Genomic DNA, 14,059 nt, shown 5'->3' with positions numbered 1-14,059 from the left:
AGCCTGCGGGCCTTCCTGCTGCTCCTGCTGCTCGGCCTGGTGGCCAGCAGCGCCGTGGCCGTGGTGCTCAGCCGCCACCATCACCGCGCCGGCTTCATCGAGCTCTCGCGGCTGGAGAAGGAGCGCGACGAGCTGAACATCGAGTTCGGCCGCCTGCAGATCGAGCAGGCCACCTGGTCGGAGCCGAACCGCATCGAGCAGGTGGCGGTGACCAAGCTCGGCATGAAGTTCCCGGAAGGCGCGGAAGTGGTGGTGGTGCAGCCATGAGCACGCGCCCGCGTCCCAACACCTTCGATCCGCGCCTGCGCCTGCTGTGGCTGGCAGCGGTGCTGGTGGCCTGCGGCTTCACCCTGGTGGCGCGCGCCGCCTGGCTGCAGCTGGTGAGTACCAGCTTCTATCAGCAGCAGGGCGATGCCCGCTTCGTGCGCGAGGTGCCGATCGTGGCCTCGCGCGGCAGCATCCTCGACCGCAATGGCGAGACGCTCGCCGCCTCCTCGCCGGTGGCCTCGGTCTGGGCCAATCCCAGGGAACTGCTTGGCCATCCCGAGCGCCTGCCCGAGCTGGGGCGGGCGCTCTCCATCGCCCCGGAGGAGCTGGCGCGGCGTGTCTCCGAGCGTGCCGACCGCGAGTTCGTCTACCTGCGCCGGCACATGAATCCCGACGAGGCCGCGGCGGTGATCGGACTCGGCATCCCGGGGGTGCACCAGCAGCGCGAGTTCCGCCGCTTCTATCCGCATGGCGAGGTGATGGCCCATGTGCTGGGCTTCACCAACATCGACGACCAGGGGCAGGAGGGTCTGGAGCTGGCCTTCGACGGCTGGCTCACCGGCAAGCCGGGCCTCAAGCGCATCGTCCGCGACCGCCAGGGGCGCATCATCGAGGATGTGGACCTGGTGCGCCCGGCCGAGCCGGGACGCGATCTCGTGCTCGCCATCGACCGCCGCGTGCAGTACCTCGCCTACCGCGAGCTCAAGGCCGCGATCGCCAAGCATCAGGCCCGCAGCGGATCGGTGGTGGTGCTCGACATCCCGAGTGGCGAGATCGTCGCCATGGTCAACCAGCCGAGCTACAACCCGAATGCCCGCGGCAGCGGCGATGGCGCGGCGCGCCGCAACCGCGCCGTCACCGATCTCATCGAGCCCGGTTCGGTGATCAAGGCGATGACGGTGGCGGCGGCGATGGAGAACGGCGCCGATCCGACCCGGCAGATCAACACCAGCCCGGGCTTCTTCCCGCTGCGCAACCACACCATCCGCGACGTGAACAACTACGGCATGGTGGACATGACCCGCCTGCTGATGAAGAGCTCGAACATCGCCGCCACCAAGCTGGCGCTGGAGATGTCGAACGAGCACTTCCACGACGTGCTCAGCCGCTTCGGCTACGGTCAGGGCACGGGCAGCGGTTTTCCCGGTGAGGCAACGGGCGTGCTGCCGCCGCCGCGCCGCTGGGGCGAGGTGGTGAAGGCCACCATCTCCTATGGCTACGGGCTCTCGGCCACGCCGCTGCAGATCGCCCAGAGCTATGCCGTGCTGGCGAACGAAGGCCGCATGCTGCCGCCCACCTTCGTGAAGGGTGGGAATGCCGCGGCGCCGCGTGGCCGCCAGGTGATCGACCCGCACATCGCCCGCAGCGTGGTCGGCATGCTGGAGACGGTGGTCGCCCCGGGCGGTACCGCCACCACTGCCGCCGTGGCCGGCTACCGCGTGGCCGGCAAGACCGGTACCACCCGCCAGTCGGTGCCGGGCGGCTACCAGCAGCGCTATGTCTCGGTGTTCGCCGGCATCGTGCCGGTGCAGCAGCCGCGCTTCGCCATGGTGGTGGCGATCCACGACCCCTCTGCCGGCCGCTTCTATGGCGGGCAGGTGGCGGCTCCGGTGTTCCACAGCGTGATGGACGGTGCCTTGCGCTTGATGGACGTGCCGCCGGACAATGTGCGTCAGTGGTTCGCCACCGCGCCGAAGGCCGCGCCTGCCGAACTGGGCAGCGATGGCCTGGTGCCGATGGACGCCCCGCCCGTGGCGCAGGCCCGGCCCGCCGGAGGGCTGCCGTGAGCGGCCTGCGTCTCTCCGACCTGCTGGTGGGCGTGGCAGCGGTGCCCACCGTGCTCGACGTGCCGGTGCCGCGCCTCGTGGCCGACAGCCGCGCCGTGCAGCCGGGCGATGTCTTCGTGGCCCTGGCCGGCGCCAGCACCCATGGCCTGCACCATGCCGAGGCGGCGCTTTCGCGCGGCGCAGCGGTGGTGCTGCACGATGGTCTGGTGCCCGCCGGCCTCGTGCCGCCGGCCAGGGCCATCGCCGTGCCGGCACTGCGTGCCCGCCTCGGCGCCTGGGCCGACCGGGTCGCCGGCGAGCCTTCCGCCGCCCTGCGGGTGGTGGGTGTCACCGGTACCAATGGCAAGACCTCGACCGTGCAGCTCCTGGCCCAGGCCCTCGAGGCGCTCGGCGTGCCGGCGGGCACCATCGGCACGCTCGGCGCCGGCCGGGTGGGGCGGATCGTCGAAGGCGAGCGCACCACTCCCGACGTGCTCAGCGTGCATGCCCTGCTCGGCCGCCTGCGCGCGGACGGCGCGCAGGCGGTGGCGATGGAGGTGAGTTCGCACGCCCTCGACCAGGGGCGGGTGGACGGCGTGCGCTTCGAGGTCGCGGTGTTCACCAACCTCACCCGCGACCACCTCGACTACCACGGCACGATGGAGGCCTATGGCGAGGCCAAGGCCCGGCTGTTCGCCATGCCCGGCCTGAAGGCGGCGGTGTTCAACATCGACGATGCCTTCGGCGCCCGGCTCGCCGCGCGTGGCGGCGTGGCCGAAGTCTGGACGGTCTCGGCTGCCGGCCAGGCGTCGGCCCGGCTGCACCTCGAGGAGCTGGCGCTGGATGGCGAGGGTCTGCGCTTCGTGCTGGTGGAAGGCGGGCAGCGTGCTTCCGTGCGCTCGCCGCTGCTCGGCCGCTTCAATGCCGACAACCTGCTGGCCGTGGCCGCGGCCCTGCGGGCTCTCGGCTTTGCTTTCGAGGCGGTAGCCGGGGTGCTGGGCGGGCTTTCGCCGGTGCACGGGCGCATGACCCGGCTCGGCGGTGGCACGCAGCCGCTGGTGGTGGTCGATTATGCCCACACCCCGGACGCCCTGGCCCAGGCCCTGGCCAGCCTGCGCGGCCATGCCCGCGGGGCCCTGGTCTGCGTGTTCGGCTGCGGTGGCGAGCGCGACCGCGGCAAGCGCCCGGAGATGGCCGCCGTCGCCGAGGCCGGCGCCGACCGGGTGATCGTGACCGACGACAATCCGCGCGGCGAGGACGGCGAGGCCATCGTGGCCGACATCCTCGCCGGCTTCCGCCGTCCCGGCGAGCACCGCGTGCTGCGCGATCGCCGCGCCGCCATCCGCGCCGCGGTGCGCGGAGCCGCGGCCGGCGACATCGTGCTGGTGGCCGGCAAGGGTCACGAGCCCTACCAGGAGGTGGCCGGTCAGCGCCTGCCCTTCGACGACGTGGCCGAGGCCCGGGCCGCGCTGGAGACCCGCGCATGAGACCGGTGCCGCTTTCCCTGATCGCCCAATGGACCGGGGGGCGCCTGCTCGGTGAGGACCGCGAGATCAGTGCGGTCTCTACCGATACCCGCACCCTGGCGCCGGGCGCCCTGTTCGTCGCCCTGCGCGGTGAGCGCTTTGATGCCCATGACTTCATCGACCGCGCGGAGGCCGCCGGCGCGGCGGCGGTGATGGTCTCGCGCCCGGTGGATACCGCGCTGCCGCAGCTCCACGTGGCCGACACCGAAGCGGCGCTGGGCGGGCTGGCCGCCGGTCTCGCCGAAGGCCGCCCCGCGGTGGTGCTGGCGCTCACCGGCAGCAATGGCAAGACCTCGGTCAAGACCCTGCTGCACGGCATCCTGCGCCATGCCGGCGCGGCCTATGCCAATCCGGGCAATCTCAACAACGAGATCGGCCTGCCGCTGGCGGTGATCGGGGCGTCCGAGGACGCGCGCTTCGCCATCTACGAGATGGGTGCCGGCAAGCCCGGCGACATCGCCTACCTGTGCCGCATCGTCACCCCGAACGTGGCGCTGGTGAACAACGTCGGCGCCGCCCACATCGAGCGCATGGGCAGTCTCTCCGGCATCGCCGAGACCAAGGGCGCGATCTACGAGGCCCTGCCCGACGACGGCATCGCCGTGGTCAATGCCGACGATGCCTACGCCCCCTACTTCATGCAGCGCATCGGCACGCGCCGGGTGCTGCGCTTCGGCATCGAGCAGGACGCCGACGTGCGCGCCCTGCACATCGCAGAGGGCCCGCAGGGCTCGCGCTTCGAGCTGCGCACCCCGGCCGGCCGCGCCGAGGTTCTCCTGCCGCTGCCGGGGCGCCACAGCGTGATGAATGCGCTGGCCGCTGCGGCGATGGCGCTGGCTGCCGGCGCCGGCCTCGAAGCCGTGCTGCGCGGACTGGAGGAAGCCCTGCCGGTGAAGGGCCGCCAGGTGGCGCATGCGCTGCCGGGCGGCAATGTGCTGGTGGACGACAGCTACAACGCCAATCCCGGCTCGGTGGCCGCCGCCATCGCCACCCTGGCGGCGGGCGGCGGCGAGGCCTGGCTGGTGCTTGGCGACATGCGCGAGCTGGGCGCCGACGGCCCGGCCATGCATGCCGAGGCCGGGCGGCAGGCGAAGGCGGCCGGGTTGACGCGCGTGTGGACGGTGGGCGAGCTCGCCGCGGAGACGTCGCGGGCCTTCGGCGAGGGCGGGCGGCATTTCGCCAGCCGCGAGGCACTGGCCGCGGCGTTGAAGGCGGCGCTGGCAGCCGCCCGCGGCGTGCGCTGCCTCGTCAAGGGGTCGCGCGGCAGCGCGATGGAGAAGGTGATCGAGGCCGTGCTGGCCGGGGAGGGCGGCGATGCTGCTTGAATTGATGCGCTGGCTGTTCCCGGGCTTCGGCCTGTTCGAGTTCATCACCATGCGCGCCATCCTCGGCGCGATGACGGCGCTGGGCCTCGCACTCTGGTTGGGCCCTCGGGTGATCGAGCGTCTGCGCCGGCTCAAGGCCGGCGGCCAGCCGATCCGCAGTGATGGCCCGCAGAGCCACTTCAGCAAGGCCGGTACCCCGACCATGGGCGGCGCGCTGATCCTGCTCGCAGTCACGCTCTCCACCCTGCTGTGGTCGGAGCTGTCGAACCGCTATGTCTGGATCACCCTCGCCGTGCTGCTGGCCTTCGCCCTGATCGGCTGGCTCGACGACTGGATCAAGATCGTCCGCCGCGATCCCAAGGGGCTGAAGTCGCGCCACAAGTACGCGCTGCAGTCGCTGTTCGGCCTGGTGGCGGCGGGCGTGCTGTTCGCCACCGCCGACCATCCCTCGAACACCACGCTCTACCTGCCGCTGCTGAAGAACTTCGCCCTGCCGCTCGGGGCCATGTTCGTCGTGGTGGCCTACTTCTGGATCGTCGGCTTTTCCAATGCGGTGAACCTCACCGATGGCCTCGACGGCCTTGCCATCATGCCGGTGGTGCTCACCGCCGGGGTGCTGGCGGTATTCGCCTATGCCTCGGGCAATGCGGTGTTCGCCGAATACCTCGGCATCCCGCGCGTGCCCGGGGCCGGCGAGCTCGCCATCCTCTGCGCCGCCATCGGCGGGGCGGGGCTTGGCTTCCTCTGGTTCAACACCTACCCGGCGATGGTGTTCATGGGCGATGTCGGGGCCCTGGCCCTGGGCGCGGCGCTGGGCTGCATCGCCATCATCGTCCGTCAGGAGATCGTGCTGGTGATCGTCGGCGGCATCTTCGTCATCGAGACGCTCTCGGTGATGGCCCAGGTGGCCTCGTTCAAGCTCACCGGCCGGCGCATCTTCCGCATGGCCCCGATCCACCACCACTTCGAGCTCAAGGGCTGGCCCGAGCCGCGCGTCATCGTGCGCTTCTGGATCATCTCGGTGATGCTCGCCCTGGTCGCGCTGGCGACCCTGAAGGTGCGCTGATGACCCTGGCCCGGCCGATCGAGCTGCCGCACCAGGCCACCCGCCTCGAGGCCATCGAGGGGCGCTACGACCGCGTGCTGCTCGGCAGCACGCTCGCCCTGCTGGTCCTCGGCCTGGTGATGGTCACCTCGGCTTCGGTCGGGCTGGCCGAGGTGATGGGTGTCGGCGAGTTCCACTTCCTGCAAAAGCAGCTGGTGGCGCTGGCCATGGGGGCGGTGCTGGCCGGTATGGCGATGCGGCTCGAGCTGCGCGAGCTGGAGCGCTACCAGCAGCTGGCCCTGGTGGGCTCCTTCGTGCTGCTGCTGCTGGTGTTCGTGCCGGGCCTCGGGGTGCGGGTGAACGGTGCCCGCCGCTGGCTGGATTTCGTGGTGCTGAACTTCCAGGCGGTGGAGGCGGTGAAACTGCTGCTGATCGTCTGGGCGGCGAGCTACCTCGCCCGACGCCGCGACGAGCTCGCCAGCAGTTTTCCCAGCCTGCTCAAGCCGGTGATCGTGACCGGCCTGCTGGTCCTGATGCTGCTTGCCCAGCCGGATTTCGGTTCCTCGGCCCTGCTGCTGGCCATCGTCGGCGGCATGATCTTCCTTGGCGGCGCCTCGGTGGCGAAGCTTTCCGTCCTCGGCGGGCCGGTGGTGCTGGGCTTCGTGGGCATCGCGGTGGTCGAGCCCTACCGGCTTGCCCGCATCACCAGCTTCCGCGAGCCCTTTCAGGATCCCTTCGGCGGCGGCTACCAGCTGGTGCAGGCGCTGATCGCCATCGGTCGCGGCGAGTGGAGCGGCGTCGGGCTCGGGGCCTCGGTGCAGAAGCTGCAGGCCTTCCCGGAAGTGCATACCGACTTCATCTTCTCGGTGCTGGCCGAGGAACTGGGCTTCCTCGGCGTCTGCCTCGTGCTCGGCCTGTATGCGGTGTTCCTGTGGCGCGCCTTCTCGATCGGCCTGCGCTGCATGAACCTGCGCCGCCACTTCGCCGGCCTCCTGGCCTACGGCATCGGCCTGTCGGTGGGCATCCAGGCCATCGTCTCGATCGGCGTGAACCTCGGCCTCCTGCCTACCAAGGGCCTGACCCTGCCTTTCATCAGCTATGGCGGCTCCAGCCTGATGATGAGCTGTGCCGCCGTGGGCCTGCTGCTGCGCGTGAGCTACGAGCTCGACCGTGCCGAGCGCCAGGTGCAGCGCGCCCGGGGCGAACTGCGCGGGCTCGACGAGCCGGGCGAGTCGGTGCTGCCGGCAGCCCTGGTGGCGCAGGCCGCGCGCCTGTCTCCGGCGCCACCGCGGAGCGTTGGCCCGGCATCTGCCGCCGCTCCCGGACGGCGCATCGAGCCGGTGCTGGGAGGGCTGAAATGAGCGCGCCGCGCTTCACCGTGATGGCCGGTGGCACCGGCGGCCACATCTTTCCGGCCCTGGCCGTGGCCCGGGTGCTGCGCGAGCGCGGCGGCGAGGTGCGCTGGATGGGCTCGGCCGGCGGCATGGAGGAACGGCTGGTGGCCGAGGCCGGCTTCCCGCTCGACGTGCTGCCGATCGGCGCCCTGCGCGGGAAGGGGGCCTTTGCCCTGCTGGCCGCGCCCTGGCGGGTGGGCCGTGCCGTGGCCCAGGCCCGTGGCCTGCTGCGCTGCCAGACGCCGCAGGCAGTGCTGGCCTTCGGCGGCTTTGCCAGCGGGCCTGGCGGGCTTGCCGCGCGCAGCCTCGGCCTGCCGCTGATCGTGCACGAGCAGAACCGCGCCCCGGGCCTGACCAACCGCGTGCTGGCGCGGCTGGCGCGGCGCGTGCTCACCGGCTTTCCCGGCACCTTCCCGGCGCCGGCCGAGGCGGTGGGCAATCCGGTGCGCCCCGCCATTGCCGCCCTGCCCGATCCTGCCAGCCGCCTGCGCGGCCGCAGCGGCCCGGTGCGGGTGCTGGTGCTGGGCGGCAGCCAGGGAGCGCGTGGCCTCAATCTCGCCGTGCCGAAAGCCCTGGCCGGCTGGATGAACCTCGAGATCCGCCACCAGTGCGGCGAGAAGCTGGTCGACGAGGCCCGCGCCGCCTATGCGGTATCGAAGCTGCAGGCGCGGATCGAGCCTTTCATCACTGACATGGCCGAGGCCTATGCCTGGGCCGACCTGGTGATCAGCCGCGCCGGTGCCTCGACCCTGGCCGAGCTCTGCGCCGCCGGCGTGGGCAGCGTGCTGGTGCCCTTCCCGCAGGCGGTGGATGACCATCAGGCGCGCAATGCCGAGTTCATGGCCGAGGGCGGGGCCAGCCTCTGGCTGCGCCAGACCGGGGCGCTTGCCAGCGAGCTTGCCGAATGCCTGAAACCGCTGCTCGGCGACCGCCGGCGCCTGCTGGAGATGGCGCAGGCCGCACGCCGCCTTGCCCTGCCCAGGGCCGCCGAGCGGGTGGCCGACATCGCCTTCGAGGAGGCCTGCCGATGATGCGCGGACGGCTCAAGCACCCCGGCGACCTTGCCCGCGTCTTCAACCGCGTGCATTTCGTCGGCATCGGCGGCGTGGGCATGAGCGGGATTGCCGAGGTGCTGCTCACCCTGGGCTATGTGGTCTCCGGCTCCGACCAGGCCGACAACGCCACCACCCGCCGCCTCGCCGCCCTCGGCGCCACCATCCATCGCGGCCACCAGGCGGCGCACGTGGGCGAGGTGGATGCGCTGGTGGTCTCGAGTGCCATCCGGCCCGACAACCCGGAACTGCTCGCGGCCCGCGAGCGCGGCATCCCGGTGGTGCCGCGCGCCGAGATGCTGGCCGAGCTGATGCGCTTCAAGCGCGGCATCGCCATCGCCGGCACCCACGGCAAGACCACCACCACCTCGCTGGTGGCGAGCGTGCTCTCCGAGGGCGGCATGGATCCCACCTTCGTCATCGGTGGCAAGCTGCTCTCGGCCGGCGCCAATGCCCGGCTCGGCAGTGGCGACTGGCTGGTGGCCGAGGCCGACGAGAGCGATGGCAGCTTCCTGCGCCTGAACCCGCTGGTGGCCGTGGTCACCAACATCGATGCCGACCACCTCGAGAACTACGGTGGCGACTTCGAGCGGGTGAAGCAGGCCTTCGGCGAGTTCCTGCACCGCCTGCCGTTCTATGGCCTTGCCGTGCTCTGCATCGACGACGCGGAAGTGGCGGCGCTGGCCGGGCAGATGCCGCGCCACCTGGTGCGCTACGGCTTCTCCGAGGCCGCCGACGTGCGCGCCAGCGAGGTGCGGCAGGTGGGCGGTGCCATGCATTTCGTGCTGCATCTGCCCGGCGAGCCGCCGGCGCCGATGGTGCTCAACCTGCCGGGGCGGCACAACGTGCAGAACGCGCTGGCCGCCGCCGCCATCGGCTGGCAGCTCGGCGTGGACGCGGAGGCCATCGGCCGCGCCCTGGCGCGCTTCGAGGGCGTGGGCCGGCGCTTCAACCTGAAGGGCGAGCTCGTCCTGCCGGGCGGGGGGCGGGCCCTGCTGGTGGACGACTACGGCCACCATCCGGCGGAGCTCAAGGCCGTGTTCGAGGCCGCCCGCGGCGGCTGGCCGGAGCGGCGCCTGGTGGCCTGCTTCCAGCCGCACCGCTACAGCCGTACCCGCGATCTGTTCGACGATTTCGCCCGGGTGCTGAGCGAGGTCGACGGCCTCGTGCTCTGCGAGGTCTACCCGGCCGGCGAAGCCCCGATCGCCACCGCCGATGCCAAGGCCCTGGCCCGCGCCATCCGCACCCGCGGCCGCGTCGATCCGGTGCTGGCCGGCGCGGCGAAGGAACTGCCCGGGGTGCTGGGCGACGTGCTGAAAGATGGCGATCTCGTGATCCTGCTCGGCGCCGGCGACATCGGCGCCGTGGCCCAGCAGCTCGCCGAACAGGGCCTGCCGGAGCGCGCGCCATGAGCCGGGACGCCGCCATCGCGATGGAGGCCATCCGGGCCCGCGTCGAGGCGCTGGACCCGGCGGTGTTCGGCCGCGTGGCCGTGGTCTACGGTGGCAGCTCGGCCGAGCGCGAAGTCTCGCTCGAGTCCGGCCGCAACGTGCTTGCCGCCCTGCGCGCCCGCGGCGTCGACGCCCATGGCGTCGATGGCCTGCCGGCCCTGCTGCCGGAACTGCTGGCCGGCCGCTTCCAGCGGGTGTTCAACATCCTGCACGGCGGGGTGGGGGAGAACGGCGTGCTGCAGGGGGCGCTGGAGGCCCTGGGCATCCCGTACACCGGCCCCGGCGTGCTCGGCAGCGCGCTCACCCTCGACAAGATCCGCACCAAGCAGGTCTGGCAGGCGGAAGGCCTGCCCACCGCGCGCTTCGTGCGCATCCCGCCGGGCGGCGACCTCGCTGCCGCGGTGCGGACGCTCGGCCTGCCCGCCTTCGTGAAGCCTTCGGCCGAGGGCTCCAGCGTCGGCGTGTTCCGCATCGAGGCCGAGGAAGATCTCAGTGCAGCCGCGGCCTTCGCCGCCACCTACCCGGGCGAACTGTTGGCCGAGCAGATGCTCACCGGCGGCGAGTTCACCGTCGGCATCCTCGGTGATCTTGCTCTGCCCTCGGTCCGCATCGTCCCGGCCCGGGGTTGGTACGACTACCACGCCAAGTACATCGCCGAGGACACCCAGTACCACTGTCCCGGTCTCGAAGGCGAGGAGGAAGCGGCGATCCGCGCACTCGCTCTGGCGGGCTTCCGTGCCGCCGGCTGCCAGGGCTGGGGGCGCGTGGACGTGATGCGCGATGGCGCGGGCCGCTTCCTCCTGATGGAGGTGAACACTGCGCCGGGCATGACCAGCCACTCGCTGGTGCCCAAAGCCGCCGCCCGGCTCGGGCTCGGCTTCGAGGCCCTGTGTCTCGCCATCCTCGCTCAGACCCTGGAGGCCCGGCCATGAGCCCGCTGCTGCGCCTCGTGGCCTGGAGTCTCGCCCTCGGCCTGCTCGCCTTGCCGGTGGTGGCGGTGGTACAGGGCTGGATCGGCGGCGAGCGCTGGCCGATCCGCACCCTTGCCCTGCAAGCACCGCTGAAGCTCGTCGACGAGGCCAGCATCCATGCCGCGGTGCAGCCGCTGGCCGGCGGCGGCTTCTTCGCCGTCGATCCCGACGCGGTGCGCGCGGCGCTGCTCGCCCTGCCTTGGGTGGATACGGTGGAAGTGCGCAAGCGCTGGCCCGACCGCCTCGAGGTACGCCTCACCGAGCTGCGCCCGCATGCCCGCTGGGGCGAGGACAGGCTGGTCTCCGAGGATGGCCGGCTGTTCCCGGTGCCCGCCGGTTTCGCCCTGCACCTGCCGCGCCTCGACGCCGCCGATGGCCGGGTGGCCGAGGTGCTCGCCTTCCACCGTGAGCTGCGGCCACTGCTGCTGCGCGCCGGCGACGATGTCGAGCGCCTCGAGCAGTCGGCGCGCGGCGGCTGGACCCTCACCACCCGCGCCGGCCTGCAGGTGGAACTGGGCCGTGCCGAGGCCCTGCCGCGGCTCTCGCGCTTCGTCCGCCTGCTGCCGGCCCTGCGCCGCGACCCGCAGCAGCGCCCGCTGCTGCGCGCCGACCTCCGTTACACCAACGGCTTCGCCCTGGCCTGGGGCGAGCCCTCCCGCGCCCCGAGTTCCACATGACCCGCAAGAGCGACAAGTCCCTCATCGTCGGCCTCGACATCGGCACCTCCAAGGTCACTGCCCTCGTCGGCGAGTACGCCCCGGAGCAGCCGATCGAGGTCATCGGCATCGGCTCGCACGAGTCGCGCGGCATGCGCCGCGGCGTGGTGGTCGACATCGAATCCACCGTGCAGTCGATCCAGCGCGCCATCGAGGAGGCCGACGTGATGGCCGGCTGCGAGATCCGCTCGGTCTATGCCTCGATCGCCGGCAGCCACATCCAGTGCCGCAACTCCAATGGCGTGGTGCCGATCGCCTCCGGCGACGTGAGCTACGCCGACCTCGACCGGGTGCTGGAGGCGGCGCGCGCCGTGGCGGTGCCGGCCGACCAGCGAATCCTCCATGCCATTCCGCAGGAGTACATCGTCGATGGCTCGCAGGAGGGCATCCGCAATCCGGTGGGCATGAGCGGCGTGCGCCTCGAGGTGCGGGCCCACCTGGTCACCGGCGCCACCGCCGCGGCCGCCAACATCGGCAAGTGCATCCAGCGCTGCGGCCTTGCCGTCGACGACCTGATCCTCTCCTCGCTGGCCTCCAGCACCGCCGTGCTCACCGCCGACGAGAAGGAGCTCGGCGTGGTGCTGGTGGACATCGGCGCCGGCACCACCGACGTGGCGGTGTTCGTGGGCGGCGCCATCCGCCACTCGGCCTGCCTGCCGATCGCCGGCGACCAGATCACCAACGACATCGCCCACCTGTTGCGTACGCCCACGCCGGAGGCCGAGCAGATCAAGGTGCGCTACGCCTGCGCGCTGGCCCAGCTCGCCGGCCGCGAGGAAACCATCCAGGTGCCGAGCGTGGGCGACCGCCCGCCGCGCCGGCTCGCCCGCCAGGCGCTGGCGGAGGCGGTGCAGAACCGCTACGAGGAGATCTTCGAGATGGTGCAGGCCGAGCTGCGCCGCGCCGGCTACGAGGAACTGGTGCGGGCCGGCATGGTGCTCACCGGCGGCAGCGCCCGTATGGAGGGCGTGGTCGAGCTGGCCGAGGAAATGCTGCACATGCCGGTGCGCGTCGGCACCCCGCAGGGCGTGACCGGTCTCGGTGACGTCATCCACAACCCGGTCCACGCCACCGGCGTGGGCCTGCTGCTCTGGGGTCGCTCGCTGGAAGCGGGCCCCCGGCCCTCCCTGGCCGCCGGCAAGGCCGGCCAGGTGTTCAACCGCTTCCGGAACTGGCTCCGGAGCGCCTTCTGAGGCGTCGGCCCCCCGACGCATCCACCCCGAGACGCAACACCCCGAGACGAGAGGACGAGACCATGGCGCAGTTTGAACTCATCGAGAAGCTGGCACCGAATGCGGTGATCAAGGTCGTTGGCGTGGGCGGCGGCGGCGGCAATGCCGTGGCGCACATGGTCAACGCCAATGTGGATGGCGTGGAATTCATCGTCGCCAACACCGACGCCCAGGCCATCAAGAATTCCGGCGCCAAGCTGCACCTGCAGCTCGGCGCCAACGTCACCAAGGGCCTTGGCGCCGGCGCCAACCCGGAGGTGGGACGCCAGGCCGCCCTGGAGGACCGCGAGCGCATCCGCGAGGCCATCAGCGGCGCGGACATGGTGTTCATCACCGCCGGCATGGGCGGCGGCACCGGCACCGGCGCCGCGCCGGTGGTGGCCCAGGTGGCCAAGGAGGAGGGCATCCTCACCGTGGCCGTGGTCACCAAGCCCTTCCCCTTCGAGGGCCGCCGCCGCATGCAGGTGGCGCTGAAGGGCATCGAGGAACTGGCCAGCCACTGCGACTCCCTGATCACCATCCCGAACGAGAAGCTGATCACCGTGCTCGGCCGCGACGCCACCATGGTGCAGGCCTTCCGCGCCGCCAACGACGTGCTGCTGGGCGCCGTGCAGGGCATCGCCGACCTGATCGTGCGCCCGGGCCTGATCAACGTCGACTTCGCCGACGTGCGCACGGTGATGAGCGAGATGGGCCTTGCCATGATGGGGACCGGCGTGGCCCGTGGCGACGACCGCGCCCAGGCCGCCGCCGAGGCGGCGATCAGCAACCCGCTGCTCGACGAGGTGAACATCGCCGGCGCCTGCGGCGTGCTGGTGAACATCACCGCCGGGCCGAACTTCACCATGCGCGAGTTCGACGAGGTGGGCCGTACCATCGAGGAATTCGCCTCCGAGGACGCCACCGTGGTCATCGGCACCGTGCTCGACCCGGAGATGCAGGACGACGTGCGCGTCACCGTGGTGGCCACCGGCCTCAACCGCGGCGTGCAGGCCCAGCGCATCCCCAGCCGAGACTTCCATCGCGAGCCGGTGCGTGGCGCCGAGCGCGAGACGGCCCGGCCCAAGGTGCAGCTGATCCGTAATGCCACCACCGGCCTTGCGGAGTACGGCGAGGCGCCGGCCCCGGCCGGCCGCGAGCCGAGCTTCGGCGCCCTGCGCAGCCGTTCCGCCGACGTTGCTCCGGTGACGGCCCTCTCCGACCTGCCGGCCGACCAGTCCTACCTGGACATTCCGGCCTTCCTGCGCCGCCAGGCCGACTGAACCGCGGGGAAACGGGCACCGGAGGGTCTGCGCCGGCCCGGCCGGTGCCGGG

At 72.0% G+C, this 14,059-nt stretch carries 12 protein-coding genes; all 12 read left to right on the top strand.

Annotated features, from left to right (window positions below; all coding sequences use genetic code 11):
* The first annotated feature begins 3 nt into the window (after positions 1-3).
* The 12 genes from ftsL (at position 4) to ftsZ (ending at position 14,007) form a co-directional block, all read left to right on the top strand.
* Complete coding sequence (ftsL, locus tag G408_RS0105785; RefSeq protein ID WP_156890069.1) at positions 4-267, top strand: cell division protein FtsL; 264 nt, start codon at positions 4-6, stop codon at positions 265-267.
* The gene (locus G408_RS13360; RefSeq protein ID WP_051282661.1) at positions 264-2,054 is read left to right on the top strand and encodes a peptidoglycan D,D-transpeptidase FtsI family protein; all 1,791 of its coding nucleotides are present in this window, start codon (positions 264-266) and stop codon (positions 2,052-2,054) included. Before ftsL ends, G408_RS13360 begins: the two co-directional genes overlap by 4 nt.
* 5 nt (positions 2,055-2,059) lie before the next feature.
* A complete protein-coding gene (locus G408_RS0105775) occupies positions 2,060-3,520 on the top strand; it encodes a UDP-N-acetylmuramoyl-L-alanyl-D-glutamate--2,6-diaminopimelate ligase (protein WP_028770332.1) in 1,461 nt (486 codons plus the stop codon).
* Positions 3,517-4,884, top strand: a complete 1,368-nt coding sequence (locus G408_RS0105770) for a UDP-N-acetylmuramoyl-tripeptide--D-alanyl-D-alanine ligase (protein WP_028770331.1) — start codon at positions 3,517-3,519, stop codon at positions 4,882-4,884. The genes G408_RS0105775 and G408_RS0105770 overlap by 4 nt, the downstream gene beginning before the upstream one ends.
* On the top strand, positions 4,874-5,950 hold the full coding sequence (gene mraY / locus G408_RS0105765) for a phospho-N-acetylmuramoyl-pentapeptide-transferase (RefSeq protein WP_028770330.1): 1,077 nt from the start codon (positions 4,874-4,876) through the stop codon (positions 5,948-5,950). The genes G408_RS0105770 and mraY overlap by 11 nt, the downstream gene beginning before the upstream one ends.
* On the top strand, positions 5,950-7,290 hold the full coding sequence (ftsW, locus tag G408_RS0105760; RefSeq protein ID WP_028770329.1) for a putative lipid II flippase FtsW: 1,341 nt from the start codon (positions 5,950-5,952) through the stop codon (positions 7,288-7,290). Before mraY ends, ftsW begins: the two co-directional genes overlap by 1 nt.
* Positions 7,287-8,354 carry an undecaprenyldiphospho-muramoylpentapeptide beta-N-acetylglucosaminyltransferase gene (murG, locus tag G408_RS13355; protein WP_037412478.1) on the top strand — a complete coding sequence of 356 codons (1,068 nt, stop codon included), beginning with the start codon at positions 7,287-7,289 and terminating at the stop codon, positions 8,352-8,354. Before ftsW ends, murG begins: the two co-directional genes overlap by 4 nt.
* On the top strand, positions 8,354-9,787 hold the full coding sequence (gene murC / locus G408_RS0105750) for a UDP-N-acetylmuramate--L-alanine ligase (RefSeq protein WP_028770328.1): 1,434 nt from the start codon (positions 8,354-8,356) through the stop codon (positions 9,785-9,787). Before murG ends, murC begins: the two co-directional genes overlap by 1 nt.
* Complete coding sequence (locus G408_RS0105745; protein WP_281168683.1) at positions 9,784-10,758, top strand: D-alanine--D-alanine ligase; 975 nt, start codon at positions 9,784-9,786, stop codon at positions 10,756-10,758. The genes murC and G408_RS0105745 overlap by 4 nt, the downstream gene beginning before the upstream one ends.
* Positions 10,755-11,474, top strand: a complete 720-nt coding sequence (locus tag G408_RS0105740) for a cell division protein FtsQ/DivIB (RefSeq protein ID WP_028770326.1) — start codon at positions 10,755-10,757, stop codon at positions 11,472-11,474. Before G408_RS0105745 ends, G408_RS0105740 begins: the two co-directional genes overlap by 4 nt.
* Positions 11,471-12,706 (top strand): cell division protein FtsA, encoded by a 1,236-nt coding sequence (ftsA, locus tag G408_RS0105735; RefSeq protein ID WP_028770325.1) that lies wholly within the window; start codon positions 11,471-11,473, stop codon positions 12,704-12,706. The genes G408_RS0105740 and ftsA overlap by 4 nt, the downstream gene beginning before the upstream one ends.
* A 62-nt stretch (positions 12,707-12,768) precedes the next feature.
* Entirely contained in the window at positions 12,769-14,007 is a 1,239-nt protein-coding gene (ftsZ, locus tag G408_RS0105730) for a cell division protein FtsZ (protein ID WP_028770324.1), read from the top strand.
* Positions 14,008-14,059 lie beyond the last annotated feature (52 nt).

It is taken from the genome of Silanimonas lenta DSM 16282 (assembly GCF_000429065.1).
In the GTDB taxonomy this organism is placed as follows: Bacteria; Pseudomonadota; Gammaproteobacteria; order Xanthomonadales; family Xanthomonadaceae; genus Silanimonas; species Silanimonas lenta.
The sequence above is the reverse complement of the archived record's forward strand: the minus strand, read 5'-3'. Positions and strand labels throughout refer to the sequence as shown.

Bases quoted from the DNA above. Each gene is read 5' to 3' on its own strand.
- G408_RS13360 (WP_051282661.1), top strand. From the start codon at position 264: ATGAGCACGCGCCCGCGTCCCAACACCTTCGATCCGCGCCTGCGCCTG.
- G408_RS0105770 (WP_028770331.1), top strand. From the start codon at position 3,517: ATGAGACCGGTGCCGCTTTCCCTGATCGCCCAATGGACCGGGGGGCGC.
- mraY (WP_028770330.1), top strand. From the start codon at position 4,874: ATGCTGCTTGAATTGATGCGCTGGCTGTTCCCGGGCTTCGGCCTGTTC.
- ftsW (WP_028770329.1), top strand. From the start codon at position 5,950: ATGACCCTGGCCCGGCCGATCGAGCTGCCGCACCAGGCCACCCGCCTC.
- murG (WP_037412478.1), top strand. From the start codon at position 7,287: ATGAGCGCGCCGCGCTTCACCGTGATGGCCGGTGGCACCGGCGGCCAC.
- murC (WP_028770328.1), top strand. From the start codon at position 8,354: ATGCGCGGACGGCTCAAGCACCCCGGCGACCTTGCCCGCGTCTTCAAC.
- G408_RS0105745 (WP_281168683.1), top strand. From the start codon at position 9,784: ATGAGCCGGGACGCCGCCATCGCGATGGAGGCCATCCGGGCCCGCGTC.
- G408_RS0105740 (WP_028770326.1), top strand. From the start codon at position 10,755: ATGAGCCCGCTGCTGCGCCTCGTGGCCTGGAGTCTCGCCCTCGGCCTG.
- ftsA (WP_028770325.1), top strand. From the start codon at position 11,471: ATGACCCGCAAGAGCGACAAGTCCCTCATCGTCGGCCTCGACATCGGC.
- ftsZ (WP_028770324.1), top strand. From the start codon at position 12,769: ATGGCGCAGTTTGAACTCATCGAGAAGCTGGCACCGAATGCGGTGATC.